Source organism: Variovorax sp. SG517, from assembly GCF_013376045.1.
Taxonomy (GTDB): Bacteria; Pseudomonadota; Gammaproteobacteria; order Burkholderiales; family Burkholderiaceae_C; genus Variovorax.
The window spans coordinates 148,432-164,535 of the sequence record NZ_JABMJG010000010.1 but is presented as its reverse complement, the minus strand read 5'-3'; the positions used below and the strand labels follow the sequence as shown (position 1 = coordinate 164,535).

Annotated in this window: 15 protein-coding genes; 2 read left to right on the top strand and 13 right to left on the bottom strand. The window is 67.8% G+C overall.

What is annotated here, in order from left to right; translation table 11 throughout:
• Positions 1 to 102: 102 nt before the first annotated feature.
• A complete protein-coding gene (locus tag FHT32_RS27500; RefSeq protein ID WP_176667740.1) occupies positions 103 to 1,086 on the bottom strand; it encodes a LysR substrate-binding domain-containing protein in 984 nt (327 codons plus the stop codon).
• Positions 1,087 to 1,147: 61 nt separating this feature from the next.
• Between FHT32_RS27500 and FHT32_RS27495 the strand changes: the two genes are divergently transcribed.
• Entirely contained in the window at positions 1,148 to 2,590 is a 1,443-nt protein-coding gene (locus tag FHT32_RS27495) for an amidase (RefSeq protein WP_176667739.1), read from the top strand.
• Positions 2,591 to 2,698: 108 nt separating this feature from the next.
• Here FHT32_RS27495 and FHT32_RS27490 read toward each other — a convergent pair whose 3' ends face one another.
• Complete coding sequence (locus FHT32_RS27490) at positions 2,699 to 3,637, bottom strand: 2-hydroxyacid dehydrogenase (RefSeq protein WP_176667738.1); 939 nt, start codon at positions 3,635 to 3,637, stop codon at positions 2,699 to 2,701.
• Positions 3,638 to 3,683: 46 nt separating this feature from the next.
• Positions 3,684 to 5,516 carry an ABC transporter ATP-binding protein/permease gene (locus FHT32_RS27485; protein ID WP_176667896.1) on the bottom strand — a complete coding sequence of 611 codons (1,833 nt, stop codon included), beginning with the start codon at positions 5,514 to 5,516 and terminating at the stop codon, positions 3,684 to 3,686.
• Between the two features lie 41 nt (positions 5,517 to 5,557).
• Between FHT32_RS27485 and FHT32_RS27480 the strand changes: the two genes are divergently transcribed.
• Positions 5,558 to 5,983, top strand: a complete 426-nt coding sequence (locus FHT32_RS27480) for an acyl-CoA thioesterase (RefSeq protein ID WP_176667737.1) — start codon at positions 5,558 to 5,560, stop codon at positions 5,981 to 5,983.
• A 112-nt stretch (positions 5,984 to 6,095) separates the two neighbouring features.
• Here FHT32_RS27480 and FHT32_RS27475 read toward each other — a convergent pair whose 3' ends face one another.
• The 10 genes from FHT32_RS27475 to FHT32_RS27430 all read right to left on the bottom strand — a co-directional run bounded on the left by FHT32_RS27475 (position 6,096) and on the right by FHT32_RS27430 (position 16,072).
• Positions 6,096 to 7,202: an ABC transporter substrate-binding protein gene (locus FHT32_RS27475; RefSeq protein WP_176667895.1), complete on the bottom strand. Its 1,107-nt coding sequence runs from the start codon at positions 7,200 to 7,202 to the stop codon at positions 6,096 to 6,098.
• 283 nt (positions 7,203 to 7,485) lie between these two features.
• On the bottom strand, positions 7,486 to 8,250 hold the full coding sequence (locus FHT32_RS27470) for an enoyl-CoA hydratase (protein WP_176667736.1): 765 nt from the start codon (positions 8,248 to 8,250) through the stop codon (positions 7,486 to 7,488).
• Between the two features lie 56 nt (positions 8,251 to 8,306).
• Positions 8,307 to 8,903 carry a 2-hydroxychromene-2-carboxylate isomerase gene (locus FHT32_RS27465; protein ID WP_176667735.1) on the bottom strand — a complete coding sequence of 199 codons (597 nt, stop codon included), beginning with the start codon at positions 8,901 to 8,903 and terminating at the stop codon, positions 8,307 to 8,309.
• A gap of 26 nt (positions 8,904 to 8,929) precedes the next feature.
• Positions 8,930 to 9,679, bottom strand: coding sequence for an SDR family oxidoreductase (locus FHT32_RS27460; protein WP_176667734.1), 750 nt, complete (start codon positions 9,677 to 9,679; stop codon positions 8,930 to 8,932).
• A 4-nt stretch (positions 9,680 to 9,683) separates the two neighbouring features.
• Complete coding sequence (locus tag FHT32_RS27455) at positions 9,684 to 10,520, bottom strand: acyl-CoA thioesterase II (protein WP_176667733.1); 837 nt, start codon at positions 10,518 to 10,520, stop codon at positions 9,684 to 9,686.
• Positions 10,521 to 10,548: 28 nt separating this feature from the next.
• Positions 10,549 to 11,451, bottom strand: a complete 903-nt coding sequence (locus FHT32_RS27450) for an alpha/beta fold hydrolase (protein WP_176667732.1) — start codon at positions 11,449 to 11,451, stop codon at positions 10,549 to 10,551.
• A 55-nt stretch (positions 11,452 to 11,506) separates the two neighbouring features.
• Complete coding sequence (locus FHT32_RS27445; RefSeq protein ID WP_176667731.1) at positions 11,507 to 12,703, bottom strand: acetyl-CoA C-acyltransferase; 1,197 nt, start codon at positions 12,701 to 12,703, stop codon at positions 11,507 to 11,509.
• Entirely contained in the window at positions 12,700 to 13,155 is a 456-nt protein-coding gene (locus FHT32_RS27440; protein ID WP_176667730.1) for an endonuclease domain-containing protein, read from the bottom strand. Before FHT32_RS27440 ends, FHT32_RS27445 begins: the two co-directional genes overlap by 4 nt.
• Before the next feature lie 13 nt (positions 13,156 to 13,168).
• On the bottom strand, positions 13,169 to 15,592 hold the full coding sequence (locus FHT32_RS27435; protein ID WP_176667729.1) for a 3-hydroxyacyl-CoA dehydrogenase/enoyl-CoA hydratase family protein: 2,424 nt from the start codon (positions 15,590 to 15,592) through the stop codon (positions 13,169 to 13,171).
• 36 nt (positions 15,593 to 15,628) lie between these two features.
• Positions 15,629 to 16,072: a DUF2147 domain-containing protein gene (locus FHT32_RS27430; RefSeq protein ID WP_176667728.1), complete on the bottom strand. Its 444-nt coding sequence runs from the start codon at positions 16,070 to 16,072 to the stop codon at positions 15,629 to 15,631.
• Positions 16,073 to 16,104: the final 32 nt, after the last annotated feature.

Sequence of the window (16,104 nt, the reverse complement as noted above, 5' to 3'; positions counted from 1 at the left end):
GTAGTGGCGCCGGATTCGGTGCGCCAATGCCTTTTGCGGGAGGGCCTATGCGCGGCATTTATAGATTGTGCGATGCACAAATTCCGGTGAAGCCGCCTGCCGTCAGCGCTGCGGCTGGGTGCCGACCAGGTAGGACCACAGCGCATCAGCCGTGCGCTTGGGCTGCAGGGTGTCGGCCGCCTTCAGCGCCGCACGGCCGGCGCCGGCCTTGAGCGGAGCCGGCGTTCCCGGGCGCTCGCGGTACGCGCGGATTTCCATGGTGGCTTCCAGGCTGTCGATCTCGGGCGGCAGCGCGCTCACCAGCTTGCGGGCCTTGATCTCCTTGCGCACCGCGCTCTGCGGCAGGAAGGCGATGCCGTGCCCTTCGAGCGCCATGACCTTCAGGCCCTCGGCCATGTCGGTCTCGTACACGCGGTCGAGGTGGATGGCGGTGCCCGATTCCTTCAGCAGCTGGTCGACCACGCGGCCCAGGTAGGCGCCCGGCGCATAGCCCAGGTAGGGCAGCGGCTGGCCGGGCCGGCCCGGCAGGCGGTAGCGCGGAGCGCCCTCGGCGTCGGCCTTGACCCAGGGGGCCACGGTTTCCTCGCCGAGGCTGACCATCTCGTACTTGTTCGCGTCGAGCTGCAGCGGCTGCGAGGGGTGGTGATAGGCGATCAGCAGGTCGCAGCTGCCTTCGACGAGCCGCAGCACCGCGTCATGCACGTTGAGCGCGATCAGGCGGCTTTTGATGGGCCCGAAGTGCTCCCTGAGGCTGGTCACCCACGAGGGGAAGAAGGTGAAGGCCAGCGTGTGCGGCACCGCGATCTCGATCACGTCCTGCCCGGCGGCCGAGTGGCCGCGCAGCATGGCGCGGGTGCTCTGCAGCGACTGCAGCATCTCGATGGCCTGGCTGTAGAGTGTCTGGCCCGCGGGCGTGAGCCGCGTGGGGTACGAGCTGCGGTCCACCAGGTCGGTGCCGGCCCAGCCTTCGAGCGCCTGGATGCGGCGGGAGAACGCCGGCTGCGTTACGTGCCTCAATTGGGCCGAGCGGCTGAAGCTGCGCGTTTCCGCAAGGCTGATGAAGTCTTCGAGCCACTTTGTTTCCATACGCGGCGATTATGCGAGCGCCGCGCCATACTGGGCTCCCCCTCCTTTTCCCTCATCCGCCATGCCCCAAGCCGACCTGCTCGACCTCAGCGCCACCGAACTCTCCCGCCGCATCGCCGCGCGCGAGGTGTCCTGCCGGGAGCTGATGCAGGCCTCGCTGGCCCGCGTCGAGGCGCTGAACCCGCGCTTCAACGCCATCGTGTCGCTGCGCGATCCGGCGCAGTCGCTGGCCGAGGCCGACGAGCGCGACGCCGAACTGGCACGCGGCGAACGGCGCGGCTGGATGCACGGCTTTCCGCTGGCGGTGAAGGACCTGAGCCATGCCGCCGGCCTGCCGACTTCCATGGGCTCCCCGCTGTCGCCGCGCTCCGCCGCCCGGGCCGACAGCCTGCACGTGGCCCGCGCCAGGGCGGCCGGCGCCGTCGTCATCGGCAAGACCAACACGCCCGAATTCGGCCTCGGCTCGCACACCTACAACACCGTGTTCGGCATCACACGCAACGCCTATGCGCCCGACCGCAGCGCGGGCGGCAGCAGCGGCGGCGCCGCGGTGGCGCTGGCCCTGGGCATGCTGCCGGTTGCGGACGGCAGCGACATGATGGGGTCGCTGCGCAATCCGGCGGCGTTCAACAACGTGATCGGCATGCGGCCCTCGCGCGGTCGCGTGCCGGGCAACCCGGACGAGGAACTGTTCTTCCAGCAGCTGGGCTGCGAGGGCCCGATGGCGCGCACGGTGGAAGACGCGGCGCGGCTGCTGGCCGTGCAGGCGGGCTTCGACGCACGCGTGCCGCTGTCGTCGCCGCACGCCCTGCCCTCGCCCGACGAACTGCGGCTGGAGGGCGACGGGAAGGGCCTGCGCATCGGCTGGCTCGGCAGCATCTGGCCCGAGCTGCCGCTGGAGCCCGGCATCCGCGAGCTCGGAGAGAAGGCACTCGGCACCTTCCGCGACATCGGCTGCGAGGTCGAGCCCTGCACGCTCGACGTGCCGCGCGAGCACAACTGGAGCGCCTGGCTGCGACTGCGGCAGCTGCTCGTGGGCGGCAAGCTGGGCGCCTACCTGAGCGACCCGAAGCTGTTCGCGCAGCTCAAGCCCGAGGCGCAGTGGGAGATCGAGCAAAGCCGGCATCTCGACGCGGCCTCGCTCTATCAGGCTTCGGTGTACCGCTCGAACGTGTACCGCGCCTTTCTCAGGCTCTTCGAGCGCTTCGACTTCGTGCTGGCGCCGACGGCGCAGGTCTTTCCCTTCGATGCCGAGCTGCACTGGCCGGCCGGGGTGGCCGGCGTGAAGAACGACACCTACCACCGCTGGATGGAGATCGTCACGCCGTTCACGCTGGCGGGGCTGCCGACGCTGAACGTGCGCGCGGGCTTCGGCGAAGGCGGGCTGCCGATGGGGCTGCAGCTGGCGGGGCCGATCCATTCGGATCTCGACGTGCTGCGGCTGGGGCATGCCTATGACCAAGCGTGCGGGTGGGCATCTCACCGCCCCCCGGTATTGGCTTGACTCCCTCCCCCTCTGGGGGAGGGCGGGGGTGGGGGCAAACGGCGCTCATTGCGGCCGCTCTGCCTGCCCCCATCCCAACCTTCCCCCAGAGGGGGAAGGAGCAAGACATCAAATGGGTGTAACGACGCCCCGCCCAGCAAAGTGCCCTTCGGCATTCGCGAGAAAGTGGTCCACCGACTTCTGCGTCGCCTCAGGCGACCAGCCCGCCATGTGCGGCGTGAGCAACACGTTGTCCAACCCGATCAGCTGCTCGGGCCGCTTCGGCTCGCTCTCGTACACGTCGAGGCCTGCACCGGCGATGCGGTTCTCGCGCAGCGCCGCTGCCAGCGCCTCGGTGTCGACCACGCTGCCGCGCCCGATGCTCACCAGGTAGCCCTGCGGCCCCAGCGCGTCGAGCACTTCGGCATTGACCAGGTGCTTCGTCGCCGGGCCGCCCGGAGCCGCCAGCACCAGGAAGTCAGCCCATGCGGCGAGCGACTTCAGGTCGTCGAAGTAGCGCTGCGTCACGCCTTCCTTCGGCTTGCGGTTGTGATAGCCCACTTCCATGTCGAAGGCCGCCGCGCGCTTCGCGATCTTCTGGCCGATGGTGCCCATCCCAAGGATGCCCAGCTTCTTGCCCGACACGTTCGGCGGCTGCGGAATGGCTTCGCGCCACACGCCCTCGCGGCACAGCCGGTCGAGCTTGCGGAACTCGCGCACGATGCCGATCAGGAGGCCGAAGGCGTGGTCGGCCACGCAGTCGTCGTTGGTGCCGGCGCCGTTGGCGGTGGCGATGCCGCGTGCGCGCGTCACTTCGAGCGGCACGCCTTCGTAGCCCGCGCCCATGCAGCAGATCAGCTCCACAGCCGGCATCGCGTCGATCTCCTCGGGCGTGATTCCGATCACGCCGATGGTCAACACCGCACGAAACTTCTTGCCGTGCTCGGCGATGGCGGCCGCGCGCTGCTCGGGGCCGAAGGCGTAGGTCATGTCGTAGACCTCGGCGATCTGGGCCTGGTGGGCGCTCGAGAGGCTGTTGAGCACCAGCAGGGGGATCTTGTTCGACACGTCTGAACTCCTGGAATCGATAAAAAAGAAGGAACGGATGATCGCGCTACATCAGCGGTGCTGCTTCGCTCTTCTGCAAAGCCCACATCTGAGCGTAGCGGCCCTGCTTCGCAAGGAGCTCGGCGTGCGTGCCGCGCTCGACGATCACGCCGCTTTCAAGCACCAGGATCTCGTGCGCGTCCACCACCGTCGACAGCCGGTGCGCGATGACCAGCGTGGTCTTGTCCTGCGCGGCGCTCTTGAGCTCCGACTGGATGGCGCGTTCGTTGGCCGAGTCGAGTGCCGAGGTGGCCTCGTCGAAGATCACGATCGGCGGGTTCTTCAGCAGCGTGCGCGCAATGGCCACGCGCTGCTTCTCGCCGCCCGAGAGCTTCAGGCCGCGCTCGCCCACGGTCGTTTCGTAGCCCTTGGGCGTGGCGACGATGAAGTCGTGGATGCGCGCGGCGCGGGCGGCGGCTTCCACTTCCTCGCGCGTGGCGCCGGGGCGGCCGTAGGCGATGTTGTATTCGACGGTGTCGTTGAACAGCACCGTGTCCTGCGGAACGATGCCGATGGCGTGGCGCACGCTCGACTGCGTCACCTCGCGGATGTCCTGGCCGCCGATGGTGATGCGGCCCTGCTGTACATCGTAGAAGCGGTACAGCAGCCGCGCCAGCGTCGACTTGCCCGAGCCCGAGGGGCCGACCACGGCCACCGTCTTGCCTGTCGGGATCTCGAAGCTCACGTGCTTCAGGATGGGCCGCGCGGGCTCGTAGGCGAAGCTCACGTCCTCGAAGCGCACCGTGGCATCCACGCCGGCCAGCGGCTGCGCATCAGGAGCGTCGCGCACCTCGCGCTCCTTTTCCATCAGCACGAACATCTTGTCGAGATCGGTCAGGCTCTGCTTGATCTCGCGGTAGATCACGCCCAGGAAATTGAGCGGAATGTAGAGCTGGATCATGAAGGCGTTGACCATCACCAGGTCGCCCAGCGTCATGCGCCCGTCGACCACACCCGAGGTGGCGCGCCACAGCATGAGCACCAGGCTGATGGCAATGAGCGCCTGCTGGCCGGTGTTGAGCATGCTCAGCGTGCGCTGGCTCTTGATGGCGGCCTTGCGGTAGCGGTCGAGGCTGGCGTCGTAGCGGCCGGCCTCGAAGTCCTCGTTGTTGAAGTACTTGACCGTCTCGTAGTTCAGCAGCGAATCGACCGCGCGGCTTTGCGCCACCGAGTCGAGCTCGTTCATGGTCTTGCGGAACTGCGTGCGCCACTCGGTCACCGTCACGGTGAAGACGATGTACAGCACCAGCGCCGCCGCCGTGATCCAGACGAACAGCGAGTCGAACTTCACGCCAAGGATGGTGAGCACCAGCACCAGCTCGATGATGGTGGGCACGATGCTGTACAGCGACATCGAGATGAGCGAGTGCACGCCGCGCGTGCCGCGCTCGATGTCGCGCGTCATGCCGCCGGTCTGGCGCTCCAGGTGGAAGCGCAGGCTCAGCGAATGCAGGTGGCGGAACACCTCCAGCGCGATCTGCCGGGCGGTGCCCTCGGTGGCCTTGGCGAAGATCAGCTCGCGCAGTTCGCCGAAGAGCGAGGTCGAGAAGCGCAGCAGCCCGTAGGCCAGCAGCAGCCCGATGGGCACGATGAGCAGCGCCTGGGCCATGTCCGGCTTGGGCGTCATGGTGTCGACCAGGTTCTTCAGCAGCACCGGCACGCCGACGTTGGCCACCTTGGCGCCGACCATGAAGGCCAGCGCCGCGGCCACGCGCCACTTGTACTGCCAGAGGTAGGGAAACAGGCGGCGCAGCGTCGCCCAGTCGGAGCGGTCTGAGGGGGGCGGCGGATGGCTGCCGGCCGTGTGGGAGGAAGGAAGGGCTTCGCCGCTGCGGCGCATGGAGGACAATCGTGATTGCTTGTTTGTTCCAGATTGTGCCCATGTCAGATACTTCCAGTGCCGCCTCCACGGCCGCCGCCACCCTCAAGAGCCTGCCCACCGACATGGAGCTGGTGCTCAAGGTCATTCCGATGCCGGCGGACTGCAACGCCAACGGCGACATCTTCGGCGGCTGGGTCATGGCGCAGTGCGACCTGGCCGGCTCCGTCATCCCCGCGCGCTACGCCAAGGGCCGGCAGGCCACGGTGGCGGTCAACGAGTTCATCTTCAAGCAGCCCGTGCGCCTGGGCGACATCCTGTCGTTCTATTCGAAGCTGGTGCGCATCGGCCGCACCTCGGTCACGGTCATGGTCGAAGTCTTCGCCGAGCGCTTCCGCGCGCAGGGCGAATACATCAAGGTGACGCAAGCCACCTTCACCTACGTGGCCATCGACGACAACGGCCGTCCGCGTCCGATCGAAAAGTAATCCCCCAGGCTTCGCGCACTTCGTGTCGCTTCGCCACCCCCTGCCGGGGGCAACACCTGCGGCCCGGCAAAGCCGGTTCCGCGCTGTTTCTGGCGAAGACGACAACCTCTTCTCAGACGCCCGGGTCGCGCACCCGCTCGAAGCGCTCGAACTCGCGGTTGATCCACCGCCCGTCGCGCCGCTCCACGCGGCGGATGTACACGGTCTGCACGATGTCGCGGGTGTGGGCATCGATCTCGACCGGGCCGCGCGGGCTTTCGAGCTTCAGCCCGCGGAACGCATCCACCAGCCGCTCTCCACTCGCGTTGCCGCGTGCGGCGGGCGAGGTCATCGCGGCGTCGATGGCCTCCAGGGCGTCATGCGCCGCGACCGCGAAATAGCCTGGCCGCAGATGGCTGCCGTATTCGGTCTCGAAGACGCCGGTGAAGCGGCGGTTGGCCGGCGACTCGTGGGCAAATGAGTAGTGGTGGCTGGTGACGAGGCCGTCGGCCAGCTCGCCGATGCCTTCCAGGTAGTGGTCGTCGGTGGCGTCGCCGGTGGCCAGCAGGCGGATGCCGGTGTCGGCCATGCCCCGGTCGCGCCAGAACTTGAGGAAGGTGGCCGGCATCTGCCCCGAGGGCAGGAAGAAGAACACCGCCTGCGGCTTCAGTTCGCGCAGCCGCAGCATGTAGGCCGAATAGTCCAGCGTGGCCAGCGGCACCCGCAGCATCGCGCCGATGCGGCCGCCGCCCGCGGTGAAGCCCGAGACGAAGGCGCTTTCGGCATCGACGCCCGAGGCGTAGTCGGCCACCACCGTGCAGACGTCGCGCAGCCCCTGCTGCAGCGCCCATCGGGCCAATGGCAGCGTGACCTGCCCGATGGTGAACGACACGCGCACCGCATACGGGCAGCGCGCCGTGATGCCCGAGGACGCCGCGTTCATCACGATCAGCGGCAGCCTGGCCTGCGTGGCGACGTTGCCCACGGCATAGGCGTTGGAGCTGAAGTCCAGGCCGGCGAGCAGCTCGACGCGCTCGCTTTCCACGAGGTCGAGCGCCTGGCGGCGGGCCTGGTCGGGCGCACTGCCCGGCACGTCGCGCCGCAGCAGCTCGACCGGCCGTCCGGCAATGTGCTGGTTATGCGCCGCGAGCCACACGGACATCCCGGCATCGAACTGCCGGCCGCCGCCCGCGTAGGGGCCGGACCATGAACCGATGACGCCGATGCGCAGCGGCCTGATGCGCGCCAAGGCCAGCGAAGGCGCCGCCAGGGTGCCGGCCAGCAAACCAAAAGTACGCCTGCGCGCGATGACCGATGCTACTTTTTCAGTAGCATCAGCGGCCCGTTGGCCGGGCTTTGCGAGCGTTCTTGTCTCCAGATCTTGCACGCCGGCCAGTGTAAGCGTGCAAGACCTGGAAGGCGCTTCCGACCCTTGTCAGACCTTGGAGAAATCCGGCTTGCGCTTTTGACGAAAGCTTGCTCACGCCACTGCCGTGGCTACGCCTCTGACGAGGCGTCGGATTTCAGCACTTGCTGAAATCCGGTTTGCGCTTTTCCATGAACGCACCGAACGCCTCCCGCGCAGCCGGTTCACGCAACATGCGCCCGAAGCTCGCGCCCTCCTCGCCCATGCGCTCCAGCACGGCGGGCATCTGGCCCTTCTTCAGCAGGCGCTTGGTTTCCACCAGCGCGCTCAGCGGCTTGGCCGCCAGCTTGCGGGCCTGCGCCTGGGCGATGGCGTTCGCTTCGGTCGGCGGCACCACGCGGTTGACCAGGCCCACTTCGAGCGCGGCCTCGGCCATGAAGGGTTCGCCCAGCAGCAGCGCCTCGGCGGCGCGGTGGTAGCCCAGCATCTGCGGCACCAGCAGGCTCGAAGCCGCCTCGGGGCACAGACCCAGGTTCACGAAGGGCATCGAGAAGGCGGCGTTGTCGCCTGCGTAGACCAGGTCGCAGTGGAACAGCATCGTGGTACCGATGCCCACGGCCGGTCCGCACACCGACGCGACGAGCGGCTTGGGAAAGGTCGCGATGCCGCGCAGGAAGCGGAACACCGGCGATTCCTGCGTGGCCGGCGGGGCGTTGAGGAAGTCGCCGATGTCGTTGCCCGCGCTGAAGATCGTCGGGTCGCCCTGGATCAGCACGCAGCGCACGGCCGCGTCGGTCTCCGCGTTGGCCAGTGCGTCGGCCAGCTCGGCGTACATGCCGCTGGTGATCGAGTTCTTCTTGTCGACGCGGTTGAAGGTGATGGTCATCACACCGGCTTCGGTGTGGACGAGGATGTCGCTCATAGAAAGATCCTTGAATGAAAACGTGTAGTGCCGTGTAGTGCCGTGTGGTGCCGCCCTCAGGCGGCGTCGAGTGCTTCGCGTACGAAATCGAGCCGGTCCTGGCCCCAGAACATTTCGTCGCCGACGAACATGGTGGGCGCGCCGAACACGCCGCGCCCCACGGCTTCCTGGGTCACGGCCTTGAGCCGGTCCTTGGTTTCCTGCGCGCCGGCCAGCGCGAGCAGCGCGCCTGCATCGAAGCCGGCATTCTGCAGGACGGCGCCGACGGTCGCCGGGTCGTTCAGGTTCTTCGGCTCCACCCACATCGCGTGGAAGACCGCGTCGACATACGCGCCGAAGCGGTCGGGCTCCTTCATCTGGATGCCGGTGGCGCCGCGCATCAGCAGCAGCGTGTTGATCGGAAAGTGCGGGTTGTGCGCGAAGGGCACGCCGTAGCGCCTGGCAAAGCGCTTGAGGTCTGTCGTCATGTACGGGCCCTTGGGCTTGATCTCGGCCGGCGAATGGTTGCCGGTGGCCTGGAACACGCCGCCGAGGAGCATGGGCTTCCACACCAGCTGCGCGCCGGTGTCGGCACACACGTGCGGCAGCTGCGTCGCGGCCAGGTAGGCGGCGGGGCTGCCGAAGTCGAAATAGAAGTCGACGGATTTCGTCATCGCTCTTGTCTCCTTCCTGGAATTCTTCAGAACTTTTCGGACCAGGGCCGCAGGTCGATCTCGTGCGTCCAGGCATCGCGCGGCTGCGCGTGCAGCATCCAGTAGGTGTCGGCGATGTGGTCGGGGTTCAGGATGCCGTCGCTCTCCTTCAACGCATAGCGCTCGGGGAAGTTGCTGCGGATGAATTCGGTGTCGATGGCGCCGTCGACCACCACGTGCGCCACGTGGATGCCCTGCGGCCCGAGCTCGCGCGCCATCGACTGGGCCAGCGCGCGCAGCGCCATCTTCGCGCCCGAGAAGGCGCCGAAGTTCGCCGCGCCGCGCAGCGAGGCGGTGGCGCCGGTGAAGATGATCGTGCCGCGATGGCTACCCTTGGGAAGCTCGCGCGCCACCATGCGCTTCGCCACCTCCCGGCCGTTGAGAAAGCCCGAGAAGCAGGCCATCTCCCACACCTTGAAGTACTTGCGCGCGGTCTCGGTGAGGATGCTCTCGGGCACGTTGGCGCCGATGTTGAACACCATCACCTCGATGGGCCCGATGGTCGATTCGATCTCTTCGACGAGCGCAACCACCTCCTCTTCCTTGCGTGCGTCGCACGCGAAGGCATGGGCGCGGCCGCCGTCGGCCTCGATCTGCGCGACCAGCGGCTGCAGCTTGTCGAGGCTGCGCCGCGTGACGCAGGCGGCATAGCCCTCGCGCGCGAAGCGGCGGGCGATGGCGCCACCGGTGGCGTCGCCGGCGCCGACGATGAGTGCGGCTTTCTTCAGGGTGGCCATGTCGCTATTCCTTGTAGTAGACGATCTGGTTCGAGGTGGCGAGCAGCACGCCCTTCTCGCTCCACAAATGCGCGGTCTGGTCGAAGAAGCCGTTGAAGAACTGCTGGCCCGCGGCACGGCCCAGCAGGTAGCCGGTGCCGACCTCGGCGAGCTGCTCGGGGCCGGCATGGAAGTAGGTAGTGATCGACACCGTGCCCGCAGGCACGTGCTTCGCGCGGCGCAACCACACGCGCGGATAGAACATGTCGCTCATCGCGGCCAGCGATGCGAAGTCCAGGGGCCGAGGCTCGGCGTCGCGCAGCCAGATGCGGGTTTCGCTATGGCTCAGGCTCTCGTCCCACTTCGCAGGAATGCCGCCGCTGAAGGGGCGCATCTCGTATTGCTTGATCCATGCCACGCCCGAGGGGCCGATGCTCATGCGCTCGACCGTTTCTGGCCTGGGCGACTCGGGCATGGGCATGTCGCTCTCGCCCCAGGTCTCTCGGCGCGCGGCAGTCACCACTGTGGCGGTGGTCGTCATGCTGGGCGCGCCGCTGGGGCCGGCCTGCGTGATCTGCACCGTCCAGTGCTGCGTGGAGCGGTTGGTGCGCACGGCCGTGGCCTGGATGTCGAACGCGCCGGCTTCGAGTGCCGCCGCGTAGTTGACCGTGAGCGCGATGGGCGTGCCGAGCACGTCGGGGTGCTGCATCACGGCCTGCAGCGCGAGCGCCGCGGTGGTGCCGCCGAAAGGTCCGACCATGTTCCAGTAGTCGGGGCTGGTCATGCCAGTGAAGTGCCCCACGCGGATGTCGCTGTGGTGGATCTTCAGGGCCTTGTCGAAGGGGTGCGTGCTCGTCGTCATAGCGGCAGTGTGCCTCCGGTGGCCCGCGTCACGCAGTCGTGTGCGGGACGTTGGCGTGCTGCACCGCGGTAAGCGATGCGAGCCGGTTCAGCCTGTCCACCGTGCTCGGCCAGAGGCTCTGGCTGAACTGCTCGCGGAAGAAACCGAAGTGGCCGATGCGGCGCGCCTGCACGTCCGCCGGCGCGATGCGTTCGATGGCGCTCGGCGCGCCGGTATAGAAGCTCAACAGGCTGTTCGTGCCCGCGAGCGTCATGAGTTCGTCGTCGGTCATCGACAGCGCGAGCACCGGGAAGCGCACGCGGCTGTAGCTGCGCGCGGCGAGCTCGCCTTCGGCACCGACGCTGTAGCGCGGGTTGAGGCACCATCGCCGCCACTGCAGGATCACGCCGCGCGGCAGGTCGCCCACCTTCCTCAGCTTGCGGCCCGGGAAGTAGCCGAACAGCCGCGTGACCAGCGGCACCAGCACGAACCAGAAATAGAGGATGGAGCGCTTGAGCTTCGGCGCGTTCTCGCGCCAGTAGCCGCTGCCGGCCGCGATGCTCACGAGGCCGTCGACCTGCTCCGGCCGCTGCAGGAAGCCGGGCAGCTGCGCGCCGAGGCTGTGGCCCAGCAGGTAGAGCGGCGCATCGGGCGCCGCGGCCTTGGCGGCATCGATCACCGCTTCGTAGTCGCGGGCCCAGTCGAACAGGTCGGCATCGACCTCGCGCAGCGGCACATTGCCGCGCGAGTCGCCCGAGCCCCGGTAGTCGAAGGTCCAGACGCGCAGGCCCTGCTGCGAGAGCCATTGCGCGAAGGGCGCGTAGAAGGACTGGCGTACGCCCATCGCGCCGCCGATCACCACGCTCGCGCGCGGCGTGCCGGCGGGTTCGTAGCGGCGCACCGCCAGTTGCTGTGCGCCGCCGTCGACCGGAAGCTGCTGCTGCGTCTGCATGAAGCTGTCTCCTTCGTTGAATCGGCACTCGTCGCGGTGCCTTGCGCGTTACCGATCAGACGCGCTCGAAGATCCCTGCGGCGCCCTGGCCCATGCCCACGCACATCGTGACCATGCCGTACTTCAGGTTCTCGCGGCGCAGCGCGTGCACCACGGTGGCCGAGCGGATGGCGCCGGTGGCGCCCAGCGGGTGGCCCAGCGCAATTGCGCCGCCCATCGGGTTGACCTTCGACGCGTCGAGCCCCAGCGTATTGATGACCGCGAGCGACTGCGCAGCGAAGGCTTCGTTCAGCTCGAACCAGTCGATGTCCTCGTGCTTCAGGCCGGCATAGCGCAGCGCGGCCGGAATGGCCTCGATCGGGCCGATGCCCATGATGTGCGGCGGCACACCCTTGCTGGCGAAGCTCACGAAGCGCGCGAGCGGCGTCAGGCCGTACTGCTTCACGGCCTTTTCGCTCGCAAGGATCAGCGCGCCGGCGCCATCCGAGGTCTGCGAGCTGTTGCCCGCCGTCACGGTGCCGCGCGCCGCGAACACGGTGCGCAGCTTGGCCAGGCCTTCGAGGCTGGTGTCGGGGCGTGCGCCTTCGTCGAGGTTGACGGTACGGGTCTTGGCGATGGATTCGCCGGTCTCTAGGTTCGGCGTGCGGTCGATCACCTCGATGGGCGTGATCTCGTCGGCGAACTTGCCGGCCTGCTGAGCGGCCAGCGCCTTCTGGTGCGAGGCGAGCGCGAACTCGTCCTGCGCCTCGCGGCTCACCTTCCACTGCTGCGCCACCTTCTCGGCAGTGAGGCCCATGCCGTAGGCGATGCCCACGTCGCCCTCGCGCTCGAAGATCGAGGGCGACAGCGAGGGCGAGTTGCCCATCATCGGCACCATGCTCATGCTCTCGACACCGGCCGCGATCATCACGTCGGCCTCGCCCACGCGGATGCGGTCGGCCGCCATCTGCACGGCCGACAGGCCGGATGCGCAGAAACGGTTGACGGTGATGCCGCCCACGCTGGTCGGCAGGCCGGCCAGCACCGCGCCGATGCGCGCGACGTTCAGGCCCTGCTGCGATTCGGGAATCGCGCAGCCGCAGATGATGTCCTCGATCGCCTTCGGATCGAGGCTGGGCACCGCAGCCAGCGCGGCGCGCAGCGTGGTGGCCAGCAGGTCGTCGGGACGGTAGTTGCGGAAGTAGCCGCGATGCGACTTGCCGATGGGGGTGCGGGTGGCGGAGACGATGTAGGCGTCTTGTACTTGCTTCATGGCTTGAGATTCCTGGTGTCTTGTCTTGCTCCCTCTCCCGCTTGCGGGAGAGGGCTGGGGTGAGGGCTGTGTTCCTGCAGCGCCTGCAGGATTCGCTCGCGCACGGCATCGGTCTGGGTCAGCACCTCATGATTCCAGAAGCGAAGAACGCGATAACCCTGGGCTTCAATGAAGCGCGTGCGGTTCTCGTCGTATGCGACAGCTTCGGTGTGCTGCCCGCCGTCCAGTTCGACGATCAGCTTCGCTTCGAGACATGCGAAATCTGCGAAGTACGGGCCGATCGGACGTTGGCGGCGGAATTTCTGATTCGCCATACGGCGGTCGCGCAGGTGGTGCCAGAGCAGCGCCTCGGCATCGGTCGGGGTCGAGCGAAGGCTGCGAGCCCTCACCCTCACCCTAACCCTCTCCCGCAAGCGGGAGAGGGAACCGGCCGTGTCGAGGTTTTCGCTCATGGTCCTTGCGAGATCAGTTGCGCACTGGTTTGCCCGTACTCAGCATCCCCATGATCCGCTCCTGCGTCTTGGGATGCACGATGAGCGAGCAGAACGCCTTGCGTTCGAGCGTCATCAGGTATTCCTCGGTCACGAGCGAGCCCGCGTCTACGTCGCCGCCGGTCACCACGTTGGCGATCAGGCTGGCAATGTGGAAGTCGTGCGCGCTGATGAAGCCACCGTCGCGCATGTTCACGAGCTGGCCCTTGATGGTGGCGGCGCCGCTGCGGCCGGCCACGCGGAAGGCGCGGCGCAGCGGCGGGCGGTAGCCGGCGTCGGCCATGGCCTTGGCCTGTTGCAGCGCCACGTACAGCAGCTCGTCCTTGTTCGGCACGATCACGTCGCCCTCGAGCAGGTAGCCCAGCTTCTTCGAGTCGAGCGCGCCGGTGCCCACCTTCGCCATCGCGGCGGCGGTGAAGCCTTCGGTGAGGAAGGGCAGCAGGTCGGTGCCGGTGGAGGCCGATGCGTTCTCCGCAGCGCGGCGGGCGATGTAGGTCAGGCCGCCCGCGCCGGGGATCAGGCCCACGCCCACTTCGACCAGGCCGATGTAGCTTTCCATCGCTGCAACGCGCTTGGCCGAATGGATGGCCAGCTCGCAGCCGCCGCCCAGCGCCATGCCGCGCACGGCGGAGATCACCGGCACGTTGGCGTAGCGGATCTTGAGCATCACGTTCTGCAGCTCTTCCTCCGCGCCCTCGACCGCGCCGATGCCCGCGACCACGAAGGCCGGCAGCATCGCCTGCAGGTCGGCGCCGACGGAGAACACCTCGTCGGGCGACCAGATCACCAGGCCCTTGTACTCGGCCTCGGCCAGGTCGACCGCTGCGCCGAGCGCCTCGGCCACGTCGGGGCTGATGGCGTGCATCTTCGAATGGATGCTGGCGATGAGCACCTCGCCGTCGAGCGTCCACACGCGCACGTCGCCTTCGTCGCTGATGGTGGTGCCGGCGGTGTTGGCGTCGACCGCGTTGGCGCCGAGCACGCTCTCGGGGAACAGCTGGCGCTCATGCACCGGCAGCCTGCGCTGCGGCACGAACCTGTTCTGCGAGGCGCTCCACGAGCCCTCGGGCGTGTGCACGCCGCCGGCCTCGGCCACCGGGCCTTCGAACACCCACTTGGGCAGCGGCGCGCTGCTCAGCGCCTTGCCGGCGTCGATGTCTTCCTGCACCCACTTGGCGACCTGCGCCCAGCCGGCTTCCTGCCAGAGTTCGAACGGGCCCTGCTTCATGCCGAAGCCCCAGCGCATCGCGAAGTCGATGTCGCGCGCGCTCTCGGCGATGTCGCCCAGGTGCACGGCCGCGTAGTGGAAGCCGTCGCGCAGGATGGCCCAGAGGAACTGGCCCTGCGGTCCTTCGCTCTCGCGCAGCAGCTTCAGGCGCTCGCCCGCGGGCTTCTTGAGCATGCGGCCGTACACCTCGTCGGCCTTGGCGCCGGCGGGCACGTACTCGCCGCTCTTCAGGTCGAAGCGCAGGATGTCGCGGCCGGCCTTCTTGAAGAAGCCGGCCTTGGTCTTCTGGCCCAGGTTGCCCAGCTCCAGCAGCTTGGCGAGCACGGGCGGCGTCGCGAAGTTGGCGTAGAACGGGTCGGTCTCGGCATTGAGGTTGTCCTGCAGCGTCTTCACGACGTGGGCCATGGTGTCCAGGCCCACCACGTCGGCGGTGCGGAAGGTGCCCGAACTCGCGCGGCCCAGCTTCTTGCCGGTGAGGTCGTCCACCACGTCGGGCGTGAGGCCGAACTTCTCGACTTCCTTCAGCGTGGCCAGCATGCCGGCGATGCCGACGCGGTTGGCGATGAAGTTGGGCGTGTCGTGTGCGCGCACCACGCCCTTGCCCAGCGTGCTGGTGACGAAGGCTTCGAGGTCGTCGAGCACTTGCGGCTGCGTGGTGGGCGTGTTGATCAGCTCCACCAGGAACATGTAGCGCGGCGGATTGAAGAAGTGGATGCCGCAGAAGCGCGGCTTCAGCGCCTCGGGCAGCGCCTCGCTGAGCTTGGTGATCGACAGGCCCGAGGTGTTGGAGGCCAGGATCGCGTGCTTGGCGACGTGCGGCGCAATCTTCTTGTAGAGATCGAGCTTCCAGTCCATGCGCTCGGCGATGGCCTCGATGACGAGATCGCACTCGGCGAGCTTGTCGAGGTTGTCGTCGTAGTTGGCCTGCTCGATCAGCACGGCGTCGGCCACGTCGCCGAGCGGCGCGGGCTTGAGCTTCTTGAGGTTGTCGATGGCGCGCGTGACGATGCCGTTCTTGGCCGCACCTTGGGCGACAGCTCCGGTCGCGTCCTTGGCCGCCAGGTCGAACAGCACGACAGGCACGCGCACGTTGACGAGGTGGGCCGCGATCTGCGCGCCCATCACGCCGGCGCCGAGCACGGCGACCTTCTTCACTTGAAATCGGGACATGTTGATTGGTATGAGTTGTGGAAAGTCGTGCGCCGCTTACTGCACACGGTTCCAGGTTTGGGTGCGCCAGAAGGGGCCGAGGTAGCCGCGCACTTCGAGCTTCTTGCCGCCATCGACGGGCGTGAAGCTCGCGCGGTATTCCTTGCCGTTCTCGGGGTCGAGGATCTTTCCGCCTTCCCAGACGTCCTTGCCCTCGGCCTTCTTGCCGCCGCGGATGATCTCCAGGCCCGCGATGGGCTTGCCCTTGCGGTCGTCGCTGCATTCCTCGCAGACCGCGTCGGCCTTGGTGTCCTTCTTCAACGACTTCTCGATGCGGCCGTTCAGCGCGCCGTTGGTCTCGGCGATGCGGATCTCGGCCTTGACCTCGCCGGTCTTGTCGTCGACGTTGCGCCACAGGCCCACCGGCGTGATGCCCGCGCCTTGCGCCATGGCGGAGGCGGCGGTGACGGTGAACAGGACGGCTGCAAGCGTAGCTTTCATGAGCGGTTCCAGGTTGAGTGTCGGTTGAGGAA

What these genes read in the sequence shown, in the direction of transcription:
- FHT32_RS27445 (WP_176667731.1), bottom strand. Translation starts at nt 12,703, where the DNA reads ATGAAGCAAGTACAAGACGCCTACATCGTCTCCGCCACCCGCACCCCC.
- FHT32_RS27430 (WP_176667728.1), bottom strand. Translation starts at nt 16,072, where the DNA reads ATGAAAGCTACGCTTGCAGCCGTCCTGTTCACCGTCACCGCCGCCTCC.
- FHT32_RS27470 (WP_176667736.1), bottom strand. Translation starts at nt 8,250, where the DNA reads ATGAGCGACATCCTCGTCCACACCGAAGCCGGTGTGATGACCATCACC.
- FHT32_RS27485 (WP_176667896.1), bottom strand. Translation starts at nt 5,516, where the DNA reads ATGCGCCGCAGCGGCGAAGCCCTTCCTTCCTCCCACACGGCCGGCAGC.
- FHT32_RS27460 (WP_176667734.1), bottom strand. Translation starts at nt 9,679, where the DNA reads ATGGCCACCCTGAAGAAAGCCGCACTCATCGTCGGCGCCGGCGACGCC.
- FHT32_RS27440 (WP_176667730.1), bottom strand. Translation starts at nt 13,155, where the DNA reads ATGAGCGAAAACCTCGACACGGCCGGTTCCCTCTCCCGCTTGCGGGAG.
- FHT32_RS27435 (WP_176667729.1), bottom strand. Translation starts at nt 15,592, where the DNA reads ATGTCCCGATTTCAAGTGAAGAAGGTCGCCGTGCTCGGCGCCGGCGTG.
- FHT32_RS27465 (WP_176667735.1), bottom strand. Translation starts at nt 8,903, where the DNA reads ATGACGAAATCCGTCGACTTCTATTTCGACTTCGGCAGCCCCGCCGCC.
- FHT32_RS27450 (WP_176667732.1), bottom strand. Translation starts at nt 11,451, where the DNA reads ATGCAGACGCAGCAGCAGCTTCCGGTCGACGGCGGCGCACAGCAACTG.
- FHT32_RS27480 (WP_176667737.1), top strand. Translation starts at nt 5,558, where the DNA reads ATGTCAGATACTTCCAGTGCCGCCTCCACGGCCGCCGCCACCCTCAAG.
- FHT32_RS27500 (WP_176667740.1), bottom strand. Translation starts at nt 1,086, where the DNA reads ATGGAAACAAAGTGGCTCGAAGACTTCATCAGCCTTGCGGAAACGCGC.
- FHT32_RS27455 (WP_176667733.1), bottom strand. Translation starts at nt 10,520, where the DNA reads ATGACGACGAGCACGCACCCCTTCGACAAGGCCCTGAAGATCCACCAC.
- FHT32_RS27495 (WP_176667739.1), top strand. Translation starts at nt 1,148, where the DNA reads ATGCCCCAAGCCGACCTGCTCGACCTCAGCGCCACCGAACTCTCCCGC.